The organism is Streptomyces finlayi (assembly GCF_014216315.1).
In the GTDB taxonomy this organism is placed as follows: Bacteria; Actinomycetota; Actinomycetes; order Streptomycetales; family Streptomycetaceae; genus Streptomyces; species Streptomyces finlayi_A.
This window is the reverse complement of sequence record NZ_CP045702.1, coordinates 3,730,739-3,757,237: the sequence shown is the minus strand read 5'-3', so window position 1 is coordinate 3,757,237 and position 26,499 is coordinate 3,730,739. Positions and strand designations below refer to the sequence as shown.

At 66.4% G+C, this 26,499-nt stretch carries 26 protein-coding genes, 1 tRNA gene and 3 pseudogenes; 16 read left to right on the top strand and 14 right to left on the bottom strand.

The annotated features are described in order from the left end of the window. Positions 1-4 precede the first annotated feature (4 nt). Both F0344_RS17395 and F0344_RS17390 read left to right on the top strand, forming a co-directional pair. Positions 5-484 carry an NUDIX domain-containing protein gene (locus F0344_RS17395; RefSeq protein WP_258049983.1) on the top strand — a complete coding sequence of 160 codons (480 nt, stop codon included), beginning with the start codon at positions 5-7 and terminating at the stop codon, positions 482-484. Between the two features lie 118 nt (positions 485-602). Next, the gene (locus F0344_RS17390) at positions 603-1,505 is read left to right on the top strand and encodes an LLM class flavin-dependent oxidoreductase (protein WP_185299657.1); all 903 of its coding nucleotides are present in this window, start codon (positions 603-605) and stop codon (positions 1,503-1,505) included. An 86-nt stretch (positions 1,506-1,591) separates the two neighbouring features. Here the strand turns inward: F0344_RS17390 and F0344_RS36845 are convergent, their stop codons facing one another. After that, a complete protein-coding gene (locus F0344_RS36845) occupies positions 1,592-2,371 on the bottom strand; it encodes an SAVMC3_10250 family protein (RefSeq protein WP_374940098.1) in 780 nt (259 codons plus the stop codon). Between the two features lie 146 nt (positions 2,372-2,517). Between F0344_RS36845 and F0344_RS17385 the strand changes: the two genes are divergently transcribed. Together F0344_RS17385 and F0344_RS17380 are read left to right on the top strand one after the other, a co-directional pair. Further along, the gene (locus tag F0344_RS17385; RefSeq protein ID WP_185299656.1) at positions 2,518-4,311 is read left to right on the top strand and encodes a hypothetical protein; all 1,794 of its coding nucleotides are present in this window, start codon (positions 2,518-2,520) and stop codon (positions 4,309-4,311) included. Positions 4,312-4,355: 44 nt separating this feature from the next. After that, the gene (locus F0344_RS17380; protein ID WP_185299655.1) at positions 4,356-5,525 is read left to right on the top strand and encodes a serine/threonine-protein kinase; all 1,170 of its coding nucleotides are present in this window, start codon (positions 4,356-4,358) and stop codon (positions 5,523-5,525) included. Between the two features lie 187 nt (positions 5,526-5,712). On the opposite strand, the gene F0344_RS17375 is transcribed toward F0344_RS17380, so the two are convergent. From F0344_RS17375 to F0344_RS17355, 5 genes and pseudogenes are all read right to left on the bottom strand, one after another. After that, complete coding sequence (locus F0344_RS17375; protein WP_185299654.1) at positions 5,713-6,102, bottom strand: hypothetical protein; 390 nt, start codon at positions 6,100-6,102, stop codon at positions 5,713-5,715. Between the two features lie 200 nt (positions 6,103-6,302). Next, complete coding sequence (locus tag F0344_RS17370; protein ID WP_185299653.1) at positions 6,303-7,307, bottom strand: IS3 family transposase; 1,005 nt, start codon at positions 7,305-7,307, stop codon at positions 6,303-6,305. 20 nt (positions 7,308-7,327) lie between these two features. Then, positions 7,328-7,711, bottom strand: a complete 384-nt coding sequence (locus F0344_RS17365) for a transposase (protein WP_185297728.1) — start codon at positions 7,709-7,711, stop codon at positions 7,328-7,330. Between the two features lie 57 nt (positions 7,712-7,768). Then, positions 7,769-8,593: a ParA family protein gene (locus tag F0344_RS17360; RefSeq protein WP_219732140.1), complete on the bottom strand. Its 825-nt coding sequence runs from the start codon at positions 8,591-8,593 to the stop codon at positions 7,769-7,771. Between the two features lie 207 nt (positions 8,594-8,800). After that, positions 8,801-9,058, bottom strand: a pseudogene (locus F0344_RS17355) (LLM class flavin-dependent oxidoreductase); the annotation flags it as partial. Positions 9,059-9,310: 252 nt separating this feature from the next. Here F0344_RS17355 and F0344_RS17350 point away from each other — a divergent pair. The 3 genes from F0344_RS17350 (at position 9,311) to F0344_RS17340 (ending at position 12,259) form a co-directional block, all read left to right on the top strand. After that, positions 9,311-9,526, top strand: a complete 216-nt coding sequence (locus F0344_RS17350; protein ID WP_185299652.1) for a hypothetical protein — start codon at positions 9,311-9,313, stop codon at positions 9,524-9,526. A 127-nt stretch (positions 9,527-9,653) separates the two neighbouring features. Then, positions 9,654-10,259 carry a restriction endonuclease subunit S gene (locus tag F0344_RS17345; RefSeq protein ID WP_185299651.1) on the top strand — a complete coding sequence of 202 codons (606 nt, stop codon included), beginning with the start codon at positions 9,654-9,656 and terminating at the stop codon, positions 10,257-10,259. Then, a complete protein-coding gene (locus tag F0344_RS17340; protein ID WP_185299650.1) occupies positions 10,256-12,259 on the top strand; it encodes a type I restriction-modification system subunit M in 2,004 nt (667 codons plus the stop codon). The genes F0344_RS17345 and F0344_RS17340 overlap by 4 nt, the downstream gene beginning before the upstream one ends. Before the next feature lie 175 nt (positions 12,260-12,434). Here F0344_RS17340 and F0344_RS17335 read toward each other — a convergent pair. Next, positions 12,435-12,671 (bottom strand): annotated as a pseudogene (locus F0344_RS17335) (LLM class flavin-dependent oxidoreductase); the annotation flags it as partial. Between the two features lie 134 nt (positions 12,672-12,805). On the opposite strand from F0344_RS17335, the gene F0344_RS35870 reads away from it, so the two are divergent. The 3 genes from F0344_RS35870 to F0344_RS17320 are packed head-to-tail and all read left to right on the top strand — an operon-like array spanning position 12,806 to position 13,693. After that, positions 12,806-12,973: a hypothetical protein gene (locus F0344_RS35870; protein WP_258049981.1), complete on the top strand. Its 168-nt coding sequence runs from the start codon at positions 12,806-12,808 to the stop codon at positions 12,971-12,973. A 49-nt stretch (positions 12,974-13,022) separates the two neighbouring features. Beyond that, positions 13,023-13,304, top strand: coding sequence for a hypothetical protein (locus tag F0344_RS17325; RefSeq protein ID WP_258049980.1), 282 nt, complete (start codon positions 13,023-13,025; stop codon positions 13,302-13,304). Then, positions 13,301-13,693, top strand: coding sequence for a DNA-binding protein (locus F0344_RS17320; RefSeq protein WP_185299648.1), 393 nt, complete (start codon positions 13,301-13,303; stop codon positions 13,691-13,693). Before F0344_RS17325 ends, F0344_RS17320 begins: the two co-directional genes overlap by 4 nt. 54 nt (positions 13,694-13,747) lie before the next feature. Here F0344_RS17320 and F0344_RS37055 read toward each other — a convergent pair. The 5 genes and pseudogenes from F0344_RS37055 to F0344_RS17300 form a co-directional block, all read right to left on the bottom strand. Then, positions 13,748-13,888 (bottom strand): annotated as a pseudogene (locus F0344_RS37055) (LLM class flavin-dependent oxidoreductase); the annotation flags it as partial. Positions 13,889-14,097: 209 nt separating this feature from the next. Then, positions 14,098-14,640: an RNA 2'-phosphotransferase gene (locus tag F0344_RS17315; protein WP_185299647.1), complete on the bottom strand. Its 543-nt coding sequence runs from the start codon at positions 14,638-14,640 to the stop codon at positions 14,098-14,100. Positions 14,641-14,820: 180 nt separating this feature from the next. Beyond that, complete coding sequence (locus F0344_RS17310) at positions 14,821-15,783, bottom strand: MerR family transcriptional regulator (RefSeq protein WP_185299646.1); 963 nt, start codon at positions 15,781-15,783, stop codon at positions 14,821-14,823. After that, the gene (locus tag F0344_RS17305) at positions 15,780-17,552 is read right to left on the bottom strand and encodes an SDR family oxidoreductase (protein ID WP_185299645.1); all 1,773 of its coding nucleotides are present in this window, start codon (positions 17,550-17,552) and stop codon (positions 15,780-15,782) included. The genes F0344_RS17310 and F0344_RS17305 overlap by 4 nt, the downstream gene beginning before the upstream one ends. Beyond that, positions 17,549-18,400: a M24 family metallopeptidase gene (locus F0344_RS17300; protein ID WP_185299644.1), complete on the bottom strand. Its 852-nt coding sequence runs from the start codon at positions 18,398-18,400 to the stop codon at positions 17,549-17,551. Before F0344_RS17300 ends, F0344_RS17305 begins: the two co-directional genes overlap by 4 nt. 276 nt (positions 18,401-18,676) lie before the next feature. Between F0344_RS17300 and F0344_RS17295 the strand changes: the two genes are divergently transcribed. From F0344_RS17295 to F0344_RS17270, 6 genes are all read left to right on the top strand, one after another. Beyond that, the gene (locus tag F0344_RS17295) at positions 18,677-19,690 is read left to right on the top strand and encodes an ABC transporter ATP-binding protein (RefSeq protein ID WP_219732185.1); all 1,014 of its coding nucleotides are present in this window, start codon (positions 18,677-18,679) and stop codon (positions 19,688-19,690) included. Further along, positions 19,690-20,598, top strand: a complete 909-nt coding sequence (locus F0344_RS17290; RefSeq protein WP_185299642.1) for an ABC transporter permease — start codon at positions 19,690-19,692, stop codon at positions 20,596-20,598. Before F0344_RS17295 ends, F0344_RS17290 begins: the two co-directional genes overlap by 1 nt. Beyond that, a complete protein-coding gene (locus F0344_RS17285) occupies positions 20,595-21,506 on the top strand; it encodes an ABC transporter ATP-binding protein (RefSeq protein ID WP_185299641.1) in 912 nt (303 codons plus the stop codon). Before F0344_RS17290 ends, F0344_RS17285 begins: the two co-directional genes overlap by 4 nt. A 30-nt stretch (positions 21,507-21,536) precedes the next feature. Then, on the top strand, positions 21,537-22,256 hold the full coding sequence (locus tag F0344_RS17280; protein ID WP_185299640.1) for an ABC transporter permease: 720 nt from the start codon (positions 21,537-21,539) through the stop codon (positions 22,254-22,256). 291 nt (positions 22,257-22,547) lie between these two features. Next, positions 22,548-23,228, top strand: a complete 681-nt coding sequence (locus F0344_RS17275) for a hypothetical protein (protein ID WP_185299639.1) — start codon at positions 22,548-22,550, stop codon at positions 23,226-23,228. Positions 23,229-23,519: 291 nt separating this feature from the next. Continuing rightward, positions 23,520-23,607, top strand: a tRNA-Ser gene (locus tag F0344_RS17270). Between the two features lie 68 nt (positions 23,608-23,675). Here F0344_RS17270 and F0344_RS17265 read toward each other — a convergent pair. After that, positions 23,676-24,491 carry an HAD family hydrolase gene (locus F0344_RS17265; protein WP_185299638.1) on the bottom strand — a complete coding sequence of 272 codons (816 nt, stop codon included), beginning with the start codon at positions 24,489-24,491 and terminating at the stop codon, positions 23,676-23,678. Then, positions 24,488-25,765 (bottom strand): serine--tRNA ligase, encoded by a 1,278-nt coding sequence (gene serS, locus F0344_RS17260; RefSeq protein ID WP_185299637.1) that lies wholly within the window; start codon positions 25,763-25,765, stop codon positions 24,488-24,490. The genes F0344_RS17265 and serS overlap by 4 nt, the downstream gene beginning before the upstream one ends. Positions 25,766-26,499: the final 734 nt, after the last annotated feature.

Below are 26,499 nucleotides of genomic sequence, written 5' to 3'. Positions count from 1 at the left end.
CACTGTGACGAGCACCAGCGTGATGAACAGCCGCAACATGGTCAGCGTGATCGTCCATGACAAACGCGCCGGCACGATCGCCGCTGTGCACTACGCCGCACGTGACTGGTCCCCGCAACCGGCCTGGACCCTTCCCGGTGGCAAGGCCGAACCGGGCGAAGCCCTCGACGAGGCCGCCGCTCGCGAACTCGCGGAGGAGACCGGCCTGCTCGTCGCCGCGGCGGATCTCGCACTCGTCCACGTCATCCACATCGAACAGGGCCGGGACCAGGCCGGTCACTTCGTCCTGTTCGTCTTCGCCACCGACACATGGGCCGGAGAACTGACCAACGCCGAACCGGACAAGCACCTGGCGGCCCAGTGGATCACCGCCAACCGCTTGCCCGAGCCTGCGTTCCCGACCTCTGCACAAGCCCTGGCCGCCTATCGGAACGGTGGCCCCGTCTTCTCCCGCTACGGCTGGTCGGTCACCGCCGCGCGATGAGCGGACGCCAAGGGACCGACGATCTCGCCGCCACGTGCGACGTCGAGCAGCCCCTGCAGCCCCCGCTCGTCTTCGCTCGGGAGGAGACGAGGGCCGAGTCCGGCATAGGCTCAGTGGCATGAGTCTGCGCCTGAGCACCGTGATCCTTCCCGTCGACCGTTGGCACGAGGGAGGCCGTGCCAAGTGGCAGCGCGCCGAAGAGCTCGGCTTCCACGCGGCGTACACCTACGACCACCTCTCCTGGCGCACCTTCCGCGACGGTCCGTGGTTCGGCGCTCTGCCCACCCTCGCCGCCGCGGCCACGGCCACGGACCGCCTGCGCTTGGGCACCCTCGTTACGTCGCCTAATTTCAGGCACCCGGTGACGCTCGCCAAGGAGCTGATCTCGCTCGACGACGTCTCCGGCGGGCGGATCACCCTCGGCATTGGGGCCGGCGGCAACGGCTTCGACGCGACGGCGCTGGGGCAGGAGCAATGGACGCCGAGGGAGCGAGCGGACCGGTTCGCCGAGTTCGTGCCGCTGCTCGACCGGTTGCTCACCGAGGACGCGGTCTCCCAGGAGGGGGACTTCTACACGGCCGAGGAGGCCCGGAACCTCCCCGGCTGCCTGCAGCGACCTCGACTGCCGTTCGCGGTGGCGGCGACCGGCCCACGCGGCCTGAAGCTGGCCGCCCGCCACGGGCAGGCGTGGGTGACGACCGGCGACCCGAAGCTGTACGAGACGGGCACCCCGGAGCAGTCGGTGGAAGCCCTTCGCGGCCAGATTGAGAAACTCGGCAAGGCATGTGAGGAGATCGACCGCGACGCGCCCGAACTCGACAAGATCCTGCTCCACGGCTTCACGCCCGACCGGAACCGTCCGCTGGAGTCCGTAGACGCATTCGTTGATTTCGCCGGCCGCCACCGTGAGCTCGGCTTCACCGAAATCGTGATCCACTGGCCGATTCCTGACTCGGACTTTGCCGCTGGCCAGGCAGTCTTCGAGCAGATTGCCACCGAAGGTGGCAAGCAACTCGGCTAATTGCCGCGTTACCGGGAGTTAGGGCCCAGCAGGCACTTCGCTGGCACCGTGGGTTTAGCGTCCTGGCACGCGAAGTCGCTGTGCAATCACATGGAATCCCTCAAAGAGTCGGCTGCCGCGTACTCCACAACGAGGGGGCTAGCCACTACGCACCGAGAGGTGGCACCGGCACCCGAAAGAATTCCCGTAACACGCGCGTATCCAGTCATCATTGCGGACATATCGATGCTGCCGTCCTCATCGTCCAACGCATCTAGCAGCTCCTGCACGCCCCGGCGGTGCAGGCGCGCCGCTTCCGGGGATGGACTCTGCTCCAGTAGCAGCGGGTCGCGGTGCCTGGTGAGCGTCTCCACTACCTGTCCGGCCCTGGTGACGAATGCAGTTCCCAGGCTGGAGGCCGAGTTCTCCACTTCTAGCGCGGGACCGTCTATTGACACCGGGGCCCAGCCCTTGAGATGACGGGCCGACCCATGCATGAGCAGACGGCAGTCCCCGTCCGTCACTGAGCCTGTTCTCCCTCGGCTTGAAGGGTCCACGAACAGTACGAGGTCTTGGTGAGCGCCACCGAGCGTCACGCAACGAAGTGGTGCTTCGAACTGCACCCACTGGCCGGGCCGCAGGTCAGGCTGTGTGTACCAGTCCGCCATAAGCTCAACGTGCTTGGAAACATCGCGAAGGTGCCGCAGCTGCCCTTGTTCCACGTTGGGCACCGGCGCGTCCATGTCGATGCCTCCCAACGGCGTGGTCACGCGGAGAGCACCCGTCCGCGGGACACGCCGTGGCTCAGGTACGAACTGCCGCAGTTTGCTTTCCGACAGATAGACGATCTCGCGCACGGTGCGCTCCCGTTCGGTCGGTCTGTTCATGTGAAACGCCATACTGCCATCCCGCCCCGACAGTGACCGAAACGACTCATTTACCAACCAATTTAAGCCAGTTGGCCGACCAGCAGCTCAATCGAGTCGACAATGACCAGGCACACAACGCAGTTGGTGATGGCCGGGGGGATGTCATGGACGACGAGCTTGGCCTGGACACGGCACTTCAGCGACTCGGCGAACGGATCCAAGGCATAGAGGAGGGGCAAGGGCGTCACGAGGTGAAGCTGTCCGGCTTCAGGGAGGGGCTGCAAGGCGTGGAGGCGGACGTCGTGAGGCTTAGCGGTGAGGTCGGCAATGTGCGACAGGAGATCGCAGGGCTGGAGAGCGCGGTCACCGACACGCGCCACACCCTCGACACCTTTATCGAACAGTACGGACGTGACCGGGAAGTCTCCAAAGCCCAGGCAGAGCTCTCTCGGCTGACTACCGAGTGGCATGCAAGCTTCGCACAGCGCAAAAAGACCCGTGCCCTGGCCCGCGGCCTGGTGCACACTCTCACCGCACAGGCCGTCTACAGAAACGTGGTGAACACAGCCACTGTGCGGGCATGCTCCGAGGAGCGGCTGCTCCTTGAGCCAACGTACTGGCTAGCGCCCGCCACTATGGCAGTTGCAGCTAAGTTCCGCGATGAGGAGGAGCAGGGTGAGCGCGCGCGGGCGCATGCTTGCGCGTTGGACGCCGCGAAGGCCAACCTCTTCTTCTCATTTACGTGTTCTCGCCTCGGAGACGAAACCGAAGCCGCTGCGTGGATGGACCTCTACCTCCAGTCGCTCGATCCTGATGAACTGGGGCAAGACTTCTTGGTCGTCCTGGACGCGATCGCCGGCAAGGAACTGGGCGAGAAGGCACTCGGCTACACCCGGCAGGCCATGGCGCGATGGAACCGAGGGGTCTCGCCCCTTTCAACCAGTGCACCTGCATCGGTCGGCATACTCGGTAGCACCCAGCTGGGGTCCCGGCTATTGAACCTCCGCGGTCGCCTTACCGAGAACCGGTATGCAGATCTACGCAAGACATGCGGAGACCAATGGGAGGTGCTCCGGGGTGCTTGGGAACTATCGACGGTGCCCGACAGGACCTTGACCCACCTTGAGCACATGTTCCCTGATGGGTTCGACGGAGCCGATACGCCGGTCGGTAATGGCGGCCATGTGGAGAGCGCCCTCGAACGTCTCATCGATCAACTCGAGCCGGATGAAGCAGACATGCGCGAGAGGATGCGGCGACTTGAGCGGGTCATCGAACACGGCGGAGACCTTGAGGCGGCTGACAGGGCCCATGAATCGTCAGTGTCCCCCGACGGCGCCCCGATCGCACTCATGGAACTCCTCGATCAGGCCATCTTCGAGCCAGACGAAGTACGGCTCAGCCAACCGGCTCGCCGCATGGCTTTGCGGGCCATTTGGCCGGATTTGGAGGAGGCTGCGCAACGGCTCGTCACTGCCTCCCGCAATCGCCTCCCGCGTCACATCACGTTGAGCGTCGCGGGCTGGGACTGCTCCGTCCCGACGGACCCGCAGATGATGGTGCAGTCAGGCAGGGTTGTCGATGAACTCGACACGCATATCGAGCGACAGACTCAGGTTCGATCGGACGCTGTCGCGCGCAGATGGCCACGCGTGATCGGCGCCTTGGTAGTCGGTGCGTTCACGCTGGCGCTGGTGGTGCCGTTCGTCGATGGCGCAGCACGTTGGTTCTTCGCGCTGCTCACGATCGGACTCTTCACTGGGGCGGTCTGGGAGTTCGGAAGCGTCCCGTTCCGCAGAAGGCGCGTACGCGATCACGGAGACCAATTGCGACACGAGGCTGTCGCCACGATGGACAAGGCGCTCCGCCAATGCGAGGTCCTTCTCGAGGATTGGCGCGATGCGGTGGAGCAGCTGGATCTCCTCACTCGGTGGGGAGAGGGACACAAGCGGGACTGATCGCCTGGCGTGAGTCTCCGGCCAGGGAGCGGGAAGGGAACCAGATGGACACCTCCAAGCTGATCGGCGGCCGTTTCAAAGTTAAGGACCGTGCGGTCAGCGGTGCTATGGGTGACGTCTGGCCAGCCGAGGACACGAAGCTTGGCCGCACCGTGGCTCTCAAGTTCCTCGCACGACGACGTCTCCGCCAGCAGGGAGCCGCCACAGAGTTCACCGATTGGACGGTGAAGAGGTTCGGGCGGGAGAGCGTTGCTATGGCGCGAGTCAGCCATGCTCACGTCGCACAGATCTACGACACGGGCGAGCACGACGGCGAGCTCTACATCGTCATGGAGTACATCCAGGGCAGATCACTCGCTAGCCATTTGAAGGAAGGGCCAACCCTCACGACCGAGCGAACCGTCCGTTGGGCACGGGAGATCTGCGAGGGCCTGGACGCCGCGCACTCGCGCAAGGTGCTCCACCATGACATCAAGCCCGACAACATCATGATCACAAACGAGGGCGTGGTGAAGATCGTGGACTTCGGGCTCGCGTCCTTCGCGGATGTCACCCAGTCCCACACAGGCGTGGGCACCGCTCTATACAAGGCACCCGAGAGGTGGGCTGGTAGCCCGGGCAGCGTGCACAGTGACCTGTACTCCGTGGGCTGTGTGCTCTACGAGATGCTGACGGGCCGCCCGCCCTTCGGCAGCCCGCAGGACGACCCCATGACCGTGGGCAGAATGCACCAAGACAACTTGCCGGCACCGCCCAGTGCCCACCGACCAGGCGTGCCCGATCAGCTTGACTTCATCGTCCGAATTCTCCTGGCCAAGAATCCGGCAGATCGTCCGCGCAGCGCCGAAGCGGTTGCCGTAGTGATGAGTGAAGTCCAGCACTCCTTGGGAACTGAGGACGTCGCCATTGCCATGGGGCGGACTCACCTGCTGGACGCCGTGGACAGTAATGTCGGCCACTCGGAGCGTATTCAGGAATTGGACCGCCGCATCTTCGAACTGGAACTCCGGTTCGGGCCGTATGGCGAGGAAGTGATCGAAACGCGCATAGAGCATGCCGAACTCACTGGCCAGTCGGGCGATACCCGGGGGGCTGCAGCCCTGTACAACCGCCTCGGCCGTGACTGCCAGGACCTTTTCGGGCTGTATGACAAGCGGGCACTAAATGCCTTCGAAGGTGTGGCCCGATGGATTTCAAGATCGGGCGCCGAGTAACCAACTCGTGCCGAGACGGGAGCGCCGGACCAGCACGGCATGCCTTCATCGAGCAGTCAGAGCGAGTAAGAGGTGATGAATACGAAGGTTGCGGACCGCGTCACATCGCGCGAGCACCGCCAACCGGATACGGACCGCAGTAGAAGCGTCCAGATTGGAGTCTGCAAATTTACGGCTGGTAAATCTACTACTTAACCTCACCTTCGGGCGGGGTGTTTCCGCGAATTGCATCAGACCTCAATCGGTACCCGATCGTAGCCTCGACAACACTCTCTCTGATCGCATCCATGTTGTCACCCTTCCGCACTGGAATATCCAGCACGCGGGCAAGAGCCTGCAGATCGGCGCGACTCAGCTTTTTATTTTTAAGATAATCCTCTCCGGCTTCCCGGGATTCCACACCGGAAAGGTCAATTCGCAGCTGCTCGAGATCGACGCTCGGGCCGCTCCGGCGAGCTTTGGCTTCTCGTGGCGCCTGCGTTCTGACCAGGGAAATTCGATACCGCCCAGCCGCTAGATCTTCGATCTGTTCAGGTGATAGAGATTGCAGGAAAATCCCCACCTGTTCGAGCACCATACTCGACTGTCCTGCAGACGTGTCCATAATTTTACACCCCAAGCTTGAGCATGAATTCCGAAACCAGGCCTTCGAGTTCCCTGATCAACTGCTTCTCGGTCGCAGTCTTTCCGGCCCTCAGAACTAGGGGCTGCCCACTGCCAGGGGAGCTGGCGAACAGCGTCTCGGAAGATTTCAAGTCCAGTGAGACGGTCGTATCGCTATGGGGTTTGTGGTGCGGGTTCGCGGCGCTTGGCCGGGTCGTTGATCCAGGCCGTTTGGGGTATCTGGGGTGGTCGGGGGCGGCGGCCGAAGCGTTCGGGGTGGCGGGCGTAAGCCTCGGCGAGAGTGACCGCGCGCTGGTCGCGGACTTCCTCGGCGGTCCCGAAGTGGACGGATGCGGGGGTGTGCCAGCCGATGCCGGAATGCCGGTGCTCGTGGTTGTAGTACGCGATGAAGGCGTCGAACCACTCGCGGGCGTGGGCCAGCGAATCGAACCGTTCGGGATAGTCGGACATGTACTTCGTGGTCTTGAAGTGGGCCTCGCTGTAAGGATTGTCGTTGGAGACCTTCGGCCGCGAGTGCGACCGCGTCACCCCCAGGTCGATCAGCAGCTGGGAGACCTTCTTGCTGGTCATCGAGGTGCCGCGGTCCGCGTGCACCGTCTCGGGCACGATGCCGTTGCGGGTGATGGTCTCGCGGATCAGTTCCTCGGCCCGTGTCGCTGATTCGGCCGCTTCGACGGTGTGGCCGACGATGTACCGGCTGAAGATGTCGATGATCACGTAGGCGTGATACCAGACGCCCTTGACCGGTCCGGCCGCCTTGGTGATGTCCCAGGTGAACACCTGCGAGGGCCCGGTGGCGACCAGCTCGGGCACCGTCCTGGCGGGATGGGTGGCCTGCCGTCGGCGCTCGCCGCTCTGCCCCTGTTCGCGCAGGATCCGGTACATCGTCGAGACCGAGCAGTGATAGCGCCCCGCGTCCAGCTCGCGGGCCCAGATCTGCGCGGGCGCAAGCTCGGCGTACTCCTCGCCGTTCATCAACTCCAGCACCACGGCACGCTCTTCGTCCGACAGGGCCGACGGCTGCACCTGCGGGGCACGTTCTTCGCGTGGTGGCGGGGGCCGGAGCCGGCGGTAATGGGTGGCCCTGGACCGACCGGTCAGCCGACAGGCGGCCGTGATGCCCAGCTGGGCCTCGACGCCGGTGAACGCCTCGGCCACGACAGGGCCGGCGGCAGGATTCAGTCCGCGCTCTCGGAGATCATTTCCAAGAGCGCGGAAGCTTTTCCCATGACTTCCAGTGCGGCCTTGTTCCGGGCCAGTTCCTTCTCCAGCCGTTCCACCTGGCGGCGCAGTTTCTCGTTCTCCGTCTCGGCGGCCGGCTTCTTCGGCCTCGCCGGGCTGGTGCGCTTGTCGACCAGCTTTTCCAGGGCCCCGGCATCCCGCGCGGCCCGCCACTCGGTGACGTGCGAGTGGTACAGGCGCTCGCGGCGCAGGACCGCGCCCTTCTCGTTCCTGGGCGCGGCGTCGTACTCGGCGACGATCCGCAGCTTGTACTCCGGACTGAACGAACGGCGCTTCGGCCTGGGGGCCGGGTCGGATCCCGTGGGATTGGTACTGGTCATGAGGGGATAGTTCTCCTGTCAGTGCCCTCTCAGGCTAACCCGCCGAAGCGAGACGTCTCACCCAAGGCTGACAGAGAGGGTCTTCGCCTCCCGCATAAGGCTGTCGAACACGGGCACTCCGAGCGATGCGGTCTGGCGCATATACGGACGCAGAGCGGAAATTGGCTGACCGCCATAAAATTGCATCATCGTGAAAACTACGCCAAGTACCTGCGGATTGATCACCCGCGCATTTCCGTCTCCAGGCTCGAGTTGAGCATATTCATTGTAATCCCCCACGAGTTCGCGCAGACTTCGCTGGAGATAGTCGATTCCGAGTGTCGAAAGATAGTCGGCTTTGGCTGGGATGAGGACGCTGTCACTTGCAACGATTGCATTCTTTGTTACGATATTAAAGTTTGGCGGGCAGTCGATTAGGATTACATCGAAATCGCTAAACACATCCTCTTTGAGTCCTTCAGCAAGACGTCGATGGACACGGAGGTAGTTGATTTTGGATTGCTTGAGGGAGGCTCCACCGAGTTCTGTGGCCAGTTCCAGATCGACGTTGATCAGCCCAAGATGCGACGGAATGAATCGCAAGATTCCGCCGTTCCCGAAGTCTCGAATTCGCGGAGCTCGCGTCACAAGTGACGATAGACTCAGAGGGGAACTGGAGTCGAACGACTCGTACCATCTCTTGATCGTCTTCTCGGCTTCAAGATTCTGTTGCCAGTACTCGGGTCGAACAAGCGAAAATGTCAGACTCGCCTGCGGGTCGAGGTCGATGAGCAGAACTTTCTTCCCTCGAAATGCAAGCTCTGCTCCAATATTTGCAGTAAGGGTGGTCTTTCCGACCCCACCCTTATAATTGATGACTGACACAACTCGCACGCCGAACATCCCCTCCCGCTGCGCGAGCTCGATTCGGCTCGCACGCGGTGAAGCTACAGCGCACGGTCATCCAGCGTCTCCGAATTTGACAAACCGGGATCCACGCCCTGCCAGCGCGGTCGAGTGGGGGAGCACTCCGAGTGGTGTGTTGACCGAGGGCAAGAGTCGAACCCCGATGCGAAGCCAATGCAACCTGGTGGGTCAAAGAGGCTTGACTGAGGTGACGAGGGTGCCCAAACGCATACGCTGCGTTACCGCCGCTGCCGCCGTCAGCGTCGGGATCGCGCCGAACCACGGCCCGTCGCGGAAGCTCCGCCAGGACAGATGGTCGTAGGTGTACGCGGTGTGGAAGCCGAGTTGTTCGGCGTGCTGCCACAGCCTCCGTCCGTTGTTCCATCGGTGGATCGGCAGGATCACAGTGCTCAGACGCATACCTCGACGATAGGCGAGACGGTCTGAGACGTTCCGGCGGATGCGGTGACGCGGCAAAGGGATGCGGCGGGGCCAACTCGCTGCCCTCGGCGGGGCAGTTGGAGCGCGCGACCTTTTGCGAAGCTAGCTTCGAGATGTAGTGTCTTCAGTGTCACCGAGGATCGGGCGTGGCCCGGACTCGGTGTGTGGTGCCGTACACGAACCGCCGCGCCACCCTGCATGGTTTGGACGCCCGGCAGGGTGGCGCGGTTCGACCATCCCCGCACAGAGTGCGAAGACAGAAAGGACATCCTCGTGAGGATTCCCATTACCCATCATGCATGGTCCCTCCCGCCTCGGGCCATCAAGGCCGGGGGGCCGCTTGTGCTGATCATCGTCCTGGTTGTGTTCGGCGCCTTCGCCCTGGGGCACGGTACGGCGGCGCTGACCGTGGTCGTCATGGCCCTGCTGGCCGCTGCCATGGAGGAACTGGTGCGCGGCGCCGTGCGGTACTGGACGCGGGTCGCCTGACCGTGGGTGGTGGGGTGCCGGTGCGGGTGCGCACCCGCACCGGCACCCCACCACCCACGCGCGGGGCCACGGCAGATCGGGGTGCCGGGAAGAGGACAGAGGAGCTGTGAAAGGAGACGACGTATCCATGAGCCGGGACCATGAGATCCCGCTCGGGACCCTGTGCGAGGTGAAGGCAGGGCCGTCCGGGTCCTTGCTGGACAACCTCCATGAAGGCCCCGACGGAGTGCCGGTGATCTCGCCGCCGGATCTCACCGACGACCACAAAGTGGACACCCGGCGGCTACGGCGGGTTCCGTGGGACGGAGCGAAACGCCTCTCCCGGTTCTCGCTGCGGGAGGGCGACATCCTCGTCGTGCGGCAGGGGACGCTCGGCCGGCTGGCGCTGGTCGGGGCGGAACACGCCACCTGGTTCTATGGTTCGTCCTGTCTGCGCATCAGGCCCCAGCGGGACCGTGTCCTGCCGGAGTACCTCGTGTCGTATCTGTCGTATCCGCCCGTGCAACGGTACATGCTGGGCCAGTCCATCCCGGGTACGGTGCCTTCGCTCAACTCGGCGATGCTGAACGAGTTGCCGGTCACCGTGCCGCCCTTGGACCGGCAGCACGCTGTCGTCGAAGCGCTGGCGGATGTCGACGCACGGATCAGGATCCAGCGGCAGATGGCTGATCGCCTGGAGGCACTACGGCCGGCCATCTTCGGAGAGCTGATCCAGGGAGTGAGGCGCACGTGAGTCTGTTGAACCTCGACCAATTGGAACGGGCCCTCTTCGACGCTGGTGACATCCTGCGCGGCAGGATGGACGCGTCGCAGTACCGTGAGGTCATCTCCGCGATGCTGCTTCTCAAGCGGGTCTCGGATCAGCCGGGCATCCTGCGGGTGCCTGACCGTGCGCGTTGGTCCCAGATCGTCGACTACGAGGGCAAGGCGCCGGGGCGGGTACTCAACGAGGCTCTGTGGGCACTTGAGCAGAGCAACCCGGAAGTCCTTAAGGGCGTGTTCGAGGCTGTCGACTTCGACGTAAGACTGAGCCGCGGCGAATTGAAGGCGCTGGTCGCTCACTTCGACCGTATTCCGCTGAACGACGGCGACCTGGAGTTCGGCGACGTGGTCGGCCGCGCGTACGACCACCTCCTGGGCGCGTTCGCCGACAGTTCCGGGAAACGGGGCGGAGAGTTCTTCACGCCCCGTTCTGTGGTCAGCCTGATGGTGCGCCTGGTCCGCCCGCTGGCAGGACAGTCGGTCTACGATCCGTTTGCCGGCTCAGGAGGCATGCTCGTCCAAGCCGGGCAGTACGTCGACGAGCAGGGCGGGGAGGGCGCGGACCTCGCCCTCTTCGGGCAGGAGATGAACGCCGCGACGTGCTCCACTGCTCGGCTGAACCTTCTGCTGCACGGCCTCACGGACAGTTCCGTGCTCTGCGGGGACACACTGACCGATCCACTTCACTCACTGGAGGACGGGCACCTCAGGCGCTTCGACCGCGTACTGACCAATCCTCCCTTCTCGATGAACTACTCCGAGAAGGAGATGAGGCATTCGGAGCGGATGAAGTACGGCTGGACACCCGGGCAGGGTAAGAAGGCCGATCTGATGAACGTCCAGCACGTGCTGGCCACACTCCTTCCGGACGGGATCGGAGCGGTCGTCACCCCGCACGGTGTGCTGTTCCGGGGTGGGGCGGAGGAGCAGATCCGCCGGGGAATCGTCGAAGACGGCCGACTCGAAGCGGTGATCGGTATCGGACCGAACGTCTTCTACGGCACGGCCATCCCGGCCTGCATCCTGGTCCTGCGGGGCACGGCCGGAACATCGGCGGATCAGCGCGGCCAGGTACTGTTCGTCAACGCGGAGCGCGAAGTGGTCACGGGGCGGTCGCAGAACCGCTTGGAGCCGCAGAACGTGGAAAAGATCGTGGGCGCCTTCCACGAGTGGGCGGACATCCCCGGCTTCTCGCGAGTGGTCTCTCTGGACGAGATCGAGGCCAACGACTTCAACCTCAACATCCGGCGTTATGTCGACCCGGGTCCACCCGCCGAGCCATCGCTGGACGTCCGTGCCGCGCTGTTCGGTGGGGTACCGAGAAGTGAGGTCGTCGCGGGGATGGAGAGGTTCCAGGTCTTCGGTATCGGCCTCACCGACCTGTTCACGACGAAGGATTCCGGCTACTTCGATTTCCCTGCCCGCGGGTGCGAGGCGACGGCAGCGCGTATCTCGGACCTGGCCGCTGCCCGAGAGGGGGACTTCGTCGACCACTGCCGCTCCTGGTGGCGTGCAACGGAATCACGCATTGCCGAACTCGTGGGCACCGGAAATTTGTTGACATCGCGTTCCCGGCTCATGGCCTCTTTCCGTGAGGAGCTCCTGCCGGCCGGGATCCTGGACCGGTACCAGTTGACCGGTGCGTTCGCGGCATGGTGGGCCGTCCGGCAGGACGACCTCAGAAGCCTGGACCTCCGGAGCTTTCCCGGGGTGATCGCCCGGTGGGCGGTGGCCGACGGCCGACCTTCGTATCTCCCTGAGGGCCTGGCACGCGAGCGAGTGCTTGAGGTCCTTGGTGACGACCTTTGCTCTCGTGTGGAGAGGCTCGCTGCCGCAAAGCGACAGGGAATGGTCGACGTCTACCGCTCATGGGGTGACCGGTACGAAACTTCCATCGCGGATTTGGAGAGGCAGAGCGAGGCGGCTGCGACACGGCTCAGAGTCCGCCTGGAGGAACTCGGTTACACCTGACCGGTCCGTTCTACTGGTCCGCCCTGACCCGGCGTCGTCCAGGCGGGGAACCGCTGTCCCCATCACCCCCTGGTCGGCTGCCAGACGGACGATGACATGGCCCTGCTGTGCGCTGACCGCGTCCGGCTCATCGGTATCTGAGTCGGAGACAACGAATTCGCCCAGGTCACGCCGCGATAGGTGAAAGAGGCTTGACTGAAGTCACCAGCGTACCCAAACGGATACTCTGCGTTACGGTCGCTGCGGCCGTGAGCGTGGGGACGGCACCGAACCACGGTCCGTCCCGGAAGGACCGCCACGAGAGGTGGTCGTACGTGTACGCGGCGTGGAATCCGAGGTCTTCGGCCCGCCGCCAGGTCTTCTGTGCTTTGCCCCACGGGTGGATGGGGAGGATCACCGTGCTCAGACGCATGACCCGACGATACGCGGGCTTTCCGCCGGTGCGGACGGCACCAGGATCTGCTGCGCACGTACCTGCGTGAGGAGTCGATCGCGCTACTGCCGATCCGCCGACTGGCCGCTGCCCACCCGAAGACAGTCGACGCGGTGTTCCGGAGGCTGTTGCGGAAGCCCGGATTCACCTGGACCGAGCACGGCGAGGCGCTGCTGTGCCGACGCAAGCCCTGGTACTACGAGAACTACGAGAACGAGCCCCGTCCGGGCGTCTCCGCCATTGGCGACCGCCTCAGCACGCTCGTCGCCGGCCGCCGGTAGGCATTGCGGAACGCCAGCGAGTTAACAGGTCATGTACTACACTTCCCCTATGGATACGCCCCGCCCCGGCAAGACCCGAGTCACCAGCGTCTCCCTGCGCGCCGAGACCCTGGAGGCGATCCGCGCACGCGCCGGCAAGCAAGGCGTCTCCTCTTATATCGAGGAGGCCGTACAGCGGCAGCTCCAACGCGAAGCCATCGACGAGTACATTGCCACCGCGGAAGCGGAGCACGGCCCTGTCGACCCTGCCGAGGCGTCGGACAAGGCCGAGCGCATCCGTGCCCACCACGCTGCCCACCGCGGTGAGTCCGCTCCAGCGGACGCCGCATGAGCGGGACTCTCGTTCTCGACAGCGAGGCCCTCACCAAGCTCTCCCGCCGGCACCGCGACATGACCGTATGGCTGGACGTCGCCCGCAGACTGGACCTGCTCGTCGTGACGAGCGCCGCCACGCTGGTGGAAGCACGCGACCCGAAGGTGCCGCAGGCAGCGTTCGACCATGCCGTTTCCCTGGCCAAGGTGCGCCCCGTCTCGGAGGAGATCGCACGTGCGGCAAGCAGACTGCTCGCCGCGGAAAGCCTGCACGGCCACAGATACGCCATCGATGCGATGCTCGCGGCTACGGCTCACGCGGAGCACGGCGACGTCACTGTCATCACGAGCGACACGGATGACCTGCGCCGTCTGTGCCGCCCTCGCATCGCCGTCGAGCCGGTCTGAGCGCCCACGCCGGTCCTTCGTGCACTCTTGCCGCGTTTTCGCAGGTCAGTCTGCGATAGGTGAACACGACTTGACTGAAGTGACGAGAGCACCCAAACGCATGGTCTGCGTGGCCGTCGCCGCTGCGGTCAACGTGGGTACCGCCCCGAACCACGGCCCGTCCCGGAAGGCGCGCCAGGAGAGGTGGTCGTAGGTGGTCCGGTGACTGGGAGCAAGGGCAGTACCGGACATCCCCCGCTGGGTTGCCACAGCCCTCGCGGTAGCGTGCGAGGGCCGCTCCAGCGGTGGATGGGCGGACCTTCAGGCCGGGGCCGAGGTCAGGCCGGTCATGAATCTCGACGATCTCCGCAAGGGTCTGGGCAGCCTGGCGCGTTGCCACGGGGCGCCCGTAAGGCGTGAGCGCCTCAGTCGCGCAGGCGCAGGAATGCCGGTGGTACGGCGTCGGTCAGCCAGACCCCGTTGGCGCTGACGTGGAAGACGTGGCCCGCCCGGTTCATCGCCCCCGCGTCCACCGACAGGACGACGGGACGGCCCCGGCGCGCACCGACGCGGGTCGCGGTTCCGCGGTCCGGCGAGAGGTGGACATGGTGGCGGTCCATGGGGCGCAGACCTTCCGCGCGGATCCGGGCCAGGGCACGGCCGACAGTGCCGTGGTAGAGGTACGCGGGCGGCTCGGCAGGAGGCAGCCCGAGTTCCACGGGGACGCTGTGTCCCTGGCTCGCCCGGATGCGGTCGCCGTCCACGGCGAAGCGCTGTTTGTCGTTGGCCGCGACCACGTGCTCCAGCTCGCCTCGTGTGAGGGCGAATCCCTGTCGGGCGGTCGCGCGCAGGAGGTCGTCGATCGGTACCCAGCCCTGGGCGTCGAGCGTGAGGCCGATGAGCTCCGGCTGATGTCTGAGGTGACGCGAGAGGAATTTCGACACGCTGACGGCACGTTGGTCGTCCATCCGGCCAGGATGCCTCCGGCGCTCCTCCCGGCGCACCCTGATTTCTTCGATTCCTCGATTCCTCGATTTCTTCGGGAGTACAGGCGGCACGAGGTTTGATCCACAGCCAACTGCGGTTATCCACAGGCGGATTGGCAATTCTGTGGACAAGACACTTACTAAAAGCGGAATTTGATCAACTTACTTACCCTTTGGGTGGGATGCGGCAAGAATGTCCAATGTGCGGGCTTGTACCTCGCGTTCCGTGGCCGCCGCCACGAACGCCTCCACCCGCTCAGGCCCAACCAGCGCCTGGACGGAGCGCACTGTCCCGGCGGGCAGAAGGACGGGGCGTGGCGAGCTGTCGTCGTTCAGTGCCTCGGAGCCCAGGTGGTGGTTCAGGTGGCGGGTGGCGAACATCCGCATCGCACGGGCCAGTTCGGCGTCGACCGTTTGCTGGGCGAGCGGGCGGAGCCGTCGCACCATGGACGCCGCCTCCGCCGCGTCCGCGTCCGTCGGCGGGCTGTGCCCGAGATAGCGGGCGAAGACGTGCTCCGTGGTGAACTCCAGGAAGCGCGAGGCGATGTGCTCGACCTGGCCCCGAAGTTCTCTGAGGTGGCCGGAAATCGCGGACAACGGCACGCCCGCCGCGTACAACTCGGCTGCCACGGACAGTTCTTGGGGGCTCGGCACCAGGAACTCGTCCTCCTTTCCCGGGACGCGTTCGAGTACGCCGAGAGCCACGGCCTCGTCGACGGCCGTGTCGTCCTGCGTCGATCCGAACCGCGTGTCCAGTTCGGCGCGGGAGATCCGGCCCGCCTCCTCATCGGTCCACGGGCCCTGCACTTCGGCGACCAGCCCGAGCACACCGCCCAGACCGCGGCCGGCGTCCCACGCCTCCAGCAGTTCCTTGATGCTGGCCAGGGTGTAGCCCCGCTCCAGGAGGTCCGCGATCTGCCGCAGCCGGGCCAGGTGCGTGTACCGGTAGACATTGGCCCGGCCGCGCCGTTCCGGCGTGGGCAGCAGCCCCCGGTCCTGGTAGGCGCGGATGGTGCGGACCGTGGCGCCGCTGGCGTGGGCCAGGTCCTCGATCCGGTACTCGGCGTCCGGCCGGCCTTCCGCGGCCGACGGTCCGCCGCCACCCCCGGCCCCGCCGCCGGTCACAGCGGCGGCTTCAGACGGGCGATGCCGCGCAGCACCCCGGGGCTCACCCGGGACAGCAGCCGTGCGCCCCGGGCTTCCGGGGTGACGGGCACGACGGCCTGATTGCGGACCACGGCCTTGAGGATCGCGTCGGCGACCTTCTCCGGCGGATAGTTCCGGAGGCCGTAGAGCCGACCGGTCCGGTTCCTGAGGCGCTTTTCCTCCGTCGCGTCCGTACCGGCGAACCGCGTGGTCGCCGTGATGTTCGTGTTGACGATGCCGGGGCAGATCGCGCTGACTCCGATGGACTTCTCCGCCAGCTCGGCCCGCAGGCACTCGCTGAGCATCAGCACGGCTGCCTTGGACGTGCTGTACGCGGGCAGGGCCCGCGAGGGCTGGAAGGCCGCGGCGGACGCCAGGTTGACGATGTGGCCGCCCTGGCCTCGGTCCGCCATCTGCTTGCCGAAGATCCGGCAGCCGTGGATGACACCCCACAGATTGACGTCGAGGACGTTCTTCCATTCCTCGCTCGTCGTGTCCAGGAAGGAGCCGGACAGGCCTATCCCGGCGTTGTTCACCAGGACATCGACGATCCCGTACTCCCGGGCGACCTTCTCGGCGAGCTTCTCCACCGCCTGCTCGTCGCTGACGTCGACCGTCTCGCCCCACGCGGCGGGTGAGCCGATCAGCTGAGCCATCTCCGCCGTCCGGGCCGCACCTTCCCCGTCGCGGTCCACGGCCACCACCCGGGCGCCCGCCTCGGCGAACGCGAAGGCCGTGGCACGGCCGATCCCCCCGGCCGCCCCCGTCACCAGGACCAGTTGCCCGCCGAACCGGTCGGCGTACGCCCCGGTCGCCGAGGTGCCCTGAACCGGCAGACCGCCCTGCCGCGCCGCCTCGTTGGCGGCTACGAACTCACTGATCCAGGCGGACAGCTGGTCCGGCCTGGTCCGGGGCACCCAGTGCTTGGCCGGCAGCGCACGGCGCACCAACTGCGGAGCCCAGAGCTCCAGTTGGTCGTAAAGCGATTCCGAGAGGAAGAAGTCCTCGGTCGGTGTGATGAGCTGGACCGGGACATGTGCGTACGCGTCGGTCCGCGGCCTGCGCAGCCGGGGCCGGACGTTGTCACGGTAGAGCCAGGCGCCGTGCGCGGCGTCCTGGGGCAGCGACGGTGTCGGATAGCCGTCCGCGGGGACCTTCTCCATGCGCTGGAGGATCCGCGGCCACTGCTTTCCGAGGGGACCGCGCCAGGCGAGCTCCGGAAGGACCGGCGTGTGCAGCATGTACACGTACCAGGACTTGGCGCCCTGACCCAGCAACTGGCCGACCCTGCGCGGTGTGGGCCGGCTCATGCGCTGCTTGATCCAGTGACCGAAGTGGTCGAGCGAGGGCCCGGACATGGAGGTGAAGGAGGCGATCCGCCCCTCGGTCCGCTTGACGGTGGCGAACTCCCACGCCTGCACCGAACCCCAGTCGTGTCCCACCACGTGCACCGGCCGGTCGGGGCTCACCGCGTCCGCCACCGCCAGGAAGTCGTCCGTGAGCTTCTCCAGCGTGAAACCGCCCCGCAGGGGGGAGGGCGCCGTCGACCTGCCGTGGCCGCGCACGTCGTACAGCACGACGTGCCACTCATCGGCCAGCCGTGACGCCACCTCCGACCAGACCTCCTTGCTGTCCGGGTATCCGTGCACCAGCACGACCGTCGGCCTGGAGACGTCGCCCAGCTCGGCGACGCACAGCTCGATGCCGCCCGTACTGACCCAGCGCTCGCGCGCTTCACGCAGCTTCACGCCGTCACCTTCTCCTCTGCCCAGCGCCGCACGTGCGGCAGATCGTCGTCGAGCCAGAACGCGCTCTGCTCGGGATCCTTTGAATCAGTGACGACCAGGATCTCCTCGAACTTCGCGCCCGTACCCCGGAACCCGAGGTGCGGTTCGACCGCCCACAGCCCCGGCCGCGGCAGGTGGTCGGAGAAGCGGTACGGGCTCCACAGCGGCGACCAGCCGTCCCGGTGGCCGTGCAGGGCGTCGCTCGCCAGCCCCTTGAGCGACTGCGTGCCGAATCCGAAGACATGCGGCGACCAGCGTCTTTCGGTGACCCGGTCGACCTTGTGGGCGATGACCCCGAAGGGATACGCCCGGTGCCGGTTCGCGTACCCCTGCCGGATCATGAGGCGCTCCACGTCCTCGTAGATCTCGCGCAGGGAGCGCCGCTCACGGACCTCGCGCAGGATCAGCTCGCGGTGCGCTTCCAGATCGGCCAGCAGCCTGTCGTGCAGAGGGCTGAGTCCGAGGCAGCCGGAGTAGCCGATGTCGGCGGTGAACCCCTTGTGGACCGGGGCCATGTCGAGGATGAACGGCATGCCCGGTTCGAGCTTCCGGCTGGTCGGGAAGAACTGCAGCGGCACCTTGAAGCCCGCGAACGCCGTGCGGTCACCGAACCAGGCGAACGGGAGATGGAACCAGTCCCGCACACCGCGCTCACGCAGCCAGTCGCGCTGCATCCGCGCCGCCTCGCGCTCCGTCACCCCCGGCCTGAGCTGGGCGGCGACCGCCTCCGCGCAGTCGTACGCGAGGCGCTGCACTTCTCTGAACCCCCGCAGTTCCGGGGCCTTTCCGTCCTTCGCTGCGAAGGTCATGCAACCGTCCGTTCCCTGACGTGCGCGGTACGTGGCCGTAACGTGACACTGATGAATGTGACAATGTCCGGCGGCTACGTCAAGGGGTGTGCCTGACCTGTGGACAGGGTTACACCGGGGGTCTGCGGACGACCTGGGAGCCCTGCGGACCGGAATCCTGACGTCCTCCCTTGTGAGGTCCCCCCTACGGGTCCGTACGCCTGGAGTCGGACGCGGATCCAGCCGCCAGGTCTGACGACCGCTGTGGTCCGCGCCACTACCTTCGAAGACGTGACTGTGATCGTGACCGAAAGCCTGAGCAAGCGGTTCCCCCGGGTGACCGCGCTTGACCGGCTCACCCTGGACATCGGACCCGGCGTAACCGGCCTGGTGGGTTCCAACGGGGCCGGCAAGTCCACACTGATCAAGATCCTGCTGGGTCTGTCCCCCGCCACCGAGGGCCGGGCCGCGGTGCTCGGGCTCGACGTCGCCACCAGTGGCGCCGCCATCCGGGAGCGCGTGGGATACATGCCCGAGCACGACTGCCTGCCCCCAGACGTGTCGGCGACCGAGTTCGTCGTGCACATGGCCAGGATGTCCGGCCTGCCTCCCACGGCGGCGCGCGAGCGCACCGCCGACACGCTGCGCCACGTCGGTCTGTACGAGGAGCGCTACCGGCCCATCGGTGGCTACTCGACCGGCATGAAGCAGCGGGTGAAGCTGGCCCAGGCACTCGTCCACGACCCGCAGTTGGTCCTGCTCGACGAGCCGACCAACGGCCTGGACCCGGTCGGACGCGACGAGATGCTCGGTCTGATCCGCCGCATCCACACCGACTTCGGCATCTCCGTGCTCGTCACCTCCCACCTCCTGGGCGAACTCGAGCGCACCTGCGACCACGTGGTCGTCGTCGACGGCGGCAGCCTGCTGCGGTCGAGCTCCACCAGCGACTTCACCCAGACCACCACCACCCTCGCGGTCGAGGTCACCGACAGCGACACCCACCCCGACGGCACCGCCGCACTGCGCAAGGTCCTCACCGGAGCAGGAGTCCCGCTGATCGGCCTCGACGGCCTCGACGTGGAGGGGCTGCCGGGGGCGGGCCACATCCTCCTGGTCGAAGCGGCCGGCGAGGAGACGTACGACATCGTCCGCGACAGCGTCGCCGGGCTCGGACTCGGCCTCGTACGGATGGAACAGCGGCGTCACCACATCGCCGAGGTCTTCCGTACCGAAGAGGCGCCGCAAGCGGCTCCCGCGGCACCCGCCGCGTCCGTCGGCGCCGCAACGCAGAAGGGGAACGGTTCGTGATGAGCACCGACACCGGGACCGTGACCGGGGGCGACAGCTCCCGCATCCACAACATCGGATACCGCTCCTACGACGGTCCGCGCCTGGGACGCGCCTATGCGCGCCGCTCGCTCTTCTCGCAGTCCCTCAGGGGCTCGTTCGGACTCGGCCGCTCCGCGAAGTCCAAGGTGCTCCCGATGCTGCTGTGCGGGGTGATGTGCCTGGTCGCCCTGATCATCGTGGCCGTCGCCATCGCCACCCCCGGCATGACGAAACTGCCCGTCAAGTACACGGATTTCGCGATCTACCTGCAGGCGGTGATCGGGCTGTTCATCGCCGCCCAGGCACCGCAGTCCGTCTCCAGGGACCTGCGGTTCAAGAGCATCCCCCTGTACTTCTCCCGGCCGATCGAACGCGGTGACTACGTGGTCGCCAAGTACGCGGCCATGGCGTCGGCGCTCTTCATCCTCACCGCGGCACCGCTCGTCATCCTGTACGCGGGAGCGCTGCTCGCGGAGTTCGACTTCGTCGCCCAGACCAAGGGCTTCGGGCAGGGGCTGGTGTCGGTGGCTCTGCTGTCCGTCCTGTTCGCCGGTCTCGGCCTGGTGATGGCGGCTCTCACCCCGCGTCGCGGCTTCGGCGTCGCTGCGGTGATCGCCGTACTGACCATCACCTACGGCGCGGTCTCCACCGTCCAGGCCATCGCCTGGGAGACGGGGTCCACCGGCGCGGTGCCATGGCTGGGGCTCTTCTCGCCGATCACGCTGATCGACGGTGTCCAGACCGCGTTCCTCGGCGCGACCTCCGCCTTCCCCGGAGGGGAAGGCCCGGGGGCGGGCGCCGGAGTGGCGTATCTGATCGTTGTTCTCGCGCTCGTCGCCGGCTCTTACGCCGTACTGATGCGCCGCTACCGGAAGGTCGGGCTGTGACCACCATCGAGATCGACCACACCTCGCGCTGGTTCGGCAACGTGGTCGCCGTCAACGACGTCAGCATGACGGTGGGCCCGGGTGTGACGGGCCTGCTCGGCCCGAACGGTGCGGGCAAGTCCACGCTGATCAACATGATGGCCGGATTCCTCGCCCCCTCGACGGGCACGGTCACGCTCGACGGCAGAGCGATCTGGCGTAACGAGACGGTCTACAAGGAGATCGGCATCGTCCCCGAGCGGGAAGGGATGTACGACTTCCTGACCGGCCGCGAGTTCGTCGTCGCCAACGCCGAACTGCAGGGTCTCGGCGACGAGGCCGCGCGCGAGGCCCTGGCCACCGTCGAAATGGAACACGCCCAGGACCGCAAGATCTCGACGTACAGCAAGGGCATGCGCCAGCGCGTGAAGATGGCGTCCGCGCTGGTCCACGAACCGTCCGTACTGCTGCTCGACGAGCCGTTCAACGGGATGGACCCGCGTCAGCGCATGCAGCTCATGGAGCTGCTGCGGCGGATGGGAGCGGAGGGCCGTACGGTCCTGTTCTCGTCGCACATCCTCGAAGAGGTCGAGCAACTGGCCTCGCACATCGAGGTGATCGTGGCCGGCCGCCATGCGGCGTCCGGTGACTTCCGGCGCATCCGCCGGCTGATGACGGACCGGCCGCACCGCTATCTCGTACGCTCCAGCGACGACCGCGCGCTCGCCTCGGCGCTCATCGCCGACCCGTCCACCGCGGGCATCGAGGTCGACCTGAGCGAACGTGCTCTGCGCATCCAGGCCGTGGACTTCGGGCGTTTCACCGCGTTGCTGCCGAGGGTGGCACGGGAACACGGCATCCGGCTGCTGACCGTCTCGCCGTCCGACGAGTCCCTCGAATCGGTCTTTTCCTATCTCGTAGCGGCCTGAGTAGTGGCCTGAAAGGAGCTGTGAAGCGTCATGTACGACCCCACAGTCGCTCGGCTCACCTACCGGGCCCTGCTCGGCCGGCGCCGGGCCGCCGTTCTGTTCATCCTGCCCGTGCTGCTGATCGTGATCGCCGTGGCGGTCCGGGTGTTCGCCGGGGCCGATGACCAGGTCGCCGCCAATGTGCTGGGCGGCTTCGCCCTGGCCACGATGGTTCCCCTGATCGGTGTCATCGCGGGAACCGGGGCCATCGGGCCGGAGATCGACGACGGTTCGATCGTCTACCTGCTGGCCAAGCCGGTGAAACGCCCGACGATCATCGTCACGAAGCTGACCGTGGCCATCGCCGTCACGATGGTCTTCTCGGCCCTGCCGACCCTGCTCGCGGGCCTGATCCTCAACGGCAACGGTCAGCAGATCGCGGTGGCGTACACGATCGCGGCGCTGGTCGCCTCGATCGCGTACAGCGCGCTGTTCCTCCTGCTCGGCACGGTCAGCCGGCACGCGGTCGTCTTCGGTCTGGTCTACGCGCTCGTGTGGGAGGCGCTCTTCGGCAGCCTGGTGCCGGGTGCGCGGACGCTCAGTGTGCAGCAGTGGTCTCTCGCGGTCGCCCAGAAGGTGAGTGGGGACGGTGTGATCACCTCGGACGTCGGGCTGCCGCTGGCGACGGTGCTGCTGGCCGGCATCACGGTGGCCGCGACCTGGTACGCGGGTCAGAAACTGCGGGCACTGAAACTCGCCGGCGAGGAGTGAGCGACCGCTCCGCAACGGTGCAACCCCCGTCCGATGGGCGGGGGTTGTTCTGCGTCCTATGAACGGACAGTGGTACGCGAAACTGTACGTTTATCGGCTCGTTGGTCAGGGTGCGTGGAGGAAGTGAGAATCTGTGGCGTCGAGCTTTCGTGAATTCGGGGATCGCCGACACCGGTGAGGCAGTGCCGGCCGGGTCGGTCATCGAGTGAGTGGCAACCGTGAGCGTCCTCCGCCCCTGAAGCCCGGGGACAGGGCCGTCCATCGCCGTTCCCGCGTACGAAAGGCATGCCCATGCCCACGGAAGTCGCCCTGCTCGAATCACGCGCCCTGCGCGTCGAGCGGATGGGGCGCGTCGACGCCCTCGACAAGATCAAGAGTCTTGTCATGCTCCCGGACGGAATTCACGTTCGCACAGAGGATGTCGCTCGCTACTTCGAAGTATCCACAGAAGCCGTCAAGAAGGTGACCCAGCGACACCGAGCCGAATTGGAGGAGAACGGTCTCACGTTGCTGCGGGGCGCTGACCTGCGAACCTTCCATAGGGACATGATGTCCCTATGGGCGGGGGATGAGGGTGAAAGTTATCCACAGGCTGCCACCCAGCTCACGCTGTACACCCGCAGAACCGTACTCAACGCCGCCATGCTTCTTCGCGACAGCGACATCGCCCGATGCGTACGGACGTACCTCCTCGACGCCGAGGAGGAGCTACAGGTGGCGTACCGCTCGCTGGATCGGCGCGTCACCGGTATCGAGGGCTGCCTCGCCGACGTCGGCAGCGCGCTCCAGGAGCTCGGCCCGGTGCTCGGCAGGATGTCGGAGCGGCTCGACGGCCTCGACCGGAAGCTGGACGTCACGTACGAGGTCGTCGGCGCCATGAGCGTGAAGCTCTCGGACGTCTCCCAGGACCTCGTCCGTATCGACGCGCGCATGGACGGTCTCGCCCAGCAGCTGAAGGACCTGCGCGGCTGACCGCGCTGACCGGCACCGACTGCTCGCGGTCCCGCCCCGCAGGGCGCGGACCGCGAGTAAATCGGTGGCACAGGAGGCGTGCCGCGCGGCACAGTAGTGGGGACAGCGCGCACGGATACGTACGCCGAGGACGGGAAGGAGCGCGACGATGACCGAGAGTCCGAGTCCGTCGAGTTCCCCGCAGGGTGGTCCGCGACCCGTCCCGCAGTAGCCACGTCGGGTACCGTGCGGGACCGCTTGCAGCAGGCCCCCCGGGTGGCCCTTCACGCGCTTGCGCGCGGCCACCCGCCCGGAGGATTGGCCGAGTGGTAAGGCAGCGGCTTGCTAAGCCGTCGTCGGGGTCGCGAACCCCGCGCGCGTTCGATCCGCGCATCCTCCGCCGCGGATACCGGCAGACGTTCCGTGGGACGCCGACGGCCGCGAAGGGCCGCTCGGCTCCCCGGTGCGTCAGGAGCGCCCTGTCCTGAGGAGCTCCTCCAGCACCACGGCGATGCCGTCGTGCTCGTTCGACGCGGTGATCTCGTGGGCCACGGCCTTCAGATCGTCGTGCGCGTTCGCCATGGCCACACCCTGCCGCGCCCAGCCGAACATCGGGATGTCGTTCGGCATGTCACCGAAGGCCAGCGTGTCCGCCGCCTTCAGGCCCAGTCGGCGGGCCGCCAGGGACAGTCCGGTCGCCTTGCTCAGCCCCAGTGGCAGGATCTCCACCACGCCCGGACCTGCCATGACCACGTCCACCAGACTGCCGACCGCCTCCCGGGCGGCCTTCGTCAGGGCGTCGTCGCCGAGCTCCGGATGCTGGATGTAGACCTTGTTCAGCGGAGCGGTCCACATCTCGGCCGGATCGACCACGAAGACGGCGGGCAGCGGCCCGTCCTGGACCCGGTAACCGGGTCCGACCAGGACCTCGCCTTCGAGGCCGTCACGGCTGGCAGCCAGCGCCAGCGGGCCGATCTCCGCCTCGATCTTGGACAGCGCCAGACCGGCGAGCTGCCGGTCCAGGGTGAGCGACGTCAGCAGCTTGTGCTCGCCCGCGTGGTAGACCTGCGCGCCCTGACCGCAGACCGCGAGGCCCTCGTAGCCCAGGTCGTCCAGGATGTGCCGGGTCCACGGGACGGCACGTCCGGTGACGATGATGTGCGCCGCGCCGGCCGCGGTGACTGCGGCCAGCGCCTCGCGCGTGCGTCCGGAAACCGTGCCGTCGTCACGCAGCAGCGTGCCGTCGAGATCGGTGGCGACGAGTTTGTACGGGAAGGCCGTCACTTGGAGACCGGCTCCAGGACCTCACGGCCGCCGAGGTACGGGCGCAGCATCTCGGGGACCCGCACCGAACCGTCGGCCAGCTGGTGGTTCTCCAGGATCGCCACGATCGTGCGCGGTACGGCGCAGAGCGTGCCGTTCAGCGTGGCCAGCGGCTGGACCTTCTTGCCGTCGCGCATCCGGACGGAGAGGCGGCGTGCCTGGAAGCCGTCGCAGTTGGAGGCGGAGGTCAGCTCGCGGTACTTGCCCTGCGTCGGAATCCACGCCTCGCAGTCGAACTTGCGGGAAGCCGAGGCCCCCAGGTCGCCCGAGGCGACATCGATCACCTGGAAGGGCAGCTCCAGCGAGGTGAGCCACTGCTTCTCCCAGTCGAGGAGCCGCCGGTGCTCGGCCTCGGCGTCCGCCGGATCGACGTACGAGAACATCTCGACCTTGTCGAACTGGTGGACGCGGAAGATGCCGCGGGTGTCCTTGCCGTACGTGCCGGCCTCGCGGCGGAAGCAGGGCGAGAAGCCCGCGTACCGCAGGGGCAGCTTGTCGGCCTCGACGATCTCGTCCATGTGGTACGCGGCGAGGGGGACCTCGGAGGTGCCGACCAGGTAGAAGTCGTCCTTCTCCAGGTGGTAGACGTCCGCGGACGCCTGGCCGAGGAAGCCGGTGCCCTCCATGGCGCGGGGGCGGACCAGCGCGGGCGTCAGCATCGGGATGAAGCCGGCCTCGGTGGCCTGCGCGATCGCGGCGTTGACGAGCGCGAGTTCCAGCAGTGCGCCGATACCCGTCAGGTAGTAGAAGCGTGAGCCGGACACCTTGGCCCCGCGCTCCATGTCGATGGCGCCCAGCGCCTCGCCGAGCTCAAGGTGGTCCTTCGGGGCGAAGCCCTCGGCCCCGAAGTCGCGGATGGTGCCGTGCGTCTCGAGGACGACGAAGTCCTCCTCGCCGCCCACGGGAACGTCCTCGTGGACGATGTTGCCGAGCTGGAGGAGCAGCCGCTTGGCCGCGGCGTCGGCCTCGTCCTGGGCGGCGTCGGCCGCCCTTACTTCGGCCTTCAGCTGGTCGGCCTTCTTCAGCAGCTCGGCACGCTCGTCCGGGGTTGCCTTGGGGATCAGCTTGCCGAGCTGCTTCTGCTCGGAGCGGAGTTCGTCGAAGCGGACGCCGGACGACCTGCGCAGCTCGTCGGCGGAGAGAAGGGCGTCGACGAGCGCGACGTCCTCTCCACGGGCGCGCTGGGAGGCGCGAACACGGTCGGGGTCCTCACGGAGCAGGCGAAGGTCAATCACCCCTCAAGGCTACCGGTGTGGGGTTCCCCCGCTCGAACCGATATCGACGAGCGTGTCACTTTGCCCGAATTGCCGCAATTGGTAATGCTGGAGGGGAATCGCCGGACCGGGGTGGGCCGGTGCGGTCAATAAACAAGCCCATTCCGCCGAAAAGGGTTCAACCCGCCCGTCCCTCTTGACGCATCGCGCCTGCGCGGGGCGGGAGTTGAGGGTGGAGGTTCTCGTGTTGTCCACAGGTGGGTGCGGTTCGAATTAGTTATCCACAGGGTGTGAGGAAGATCTGTGGACACCGGAAGAGATCGTCCGAAAGCCACATGAAGGCTCATGGAGTCCCCGTTCAAACGCAGCTCACACACTCATTCGGGTGGGAATTCGATGCTTGGGAGAGTTGATCAATGCAATTGGGGTGACACGCGGCGACCTGTGACCCTGTGGACGGATCTATTGACACTGAGCCGATTTGTCGACCATGTCGCATTACGGTGTCGACTTGTCCCCAGGTCGAGATGCCATCCTGTGGATAACTCTGTGGGCAAATGAAAATCTGCAGGTAGGACCGGTGCGTAACGCACAGGGCGCCTGGCGGGGGCGCCACCGGGGGTGGTTCAGCGGGTGGAAACCGCCGTGGGCCCCATGCCCTGGAGGCTGCTTCAGGAACCCGCTTCAGGACCCTTTCAGGACCTGCTGCATGACCTGCCTCGGAACCGCTTCAGCCCCAGCCCCTCTGCTGAGTT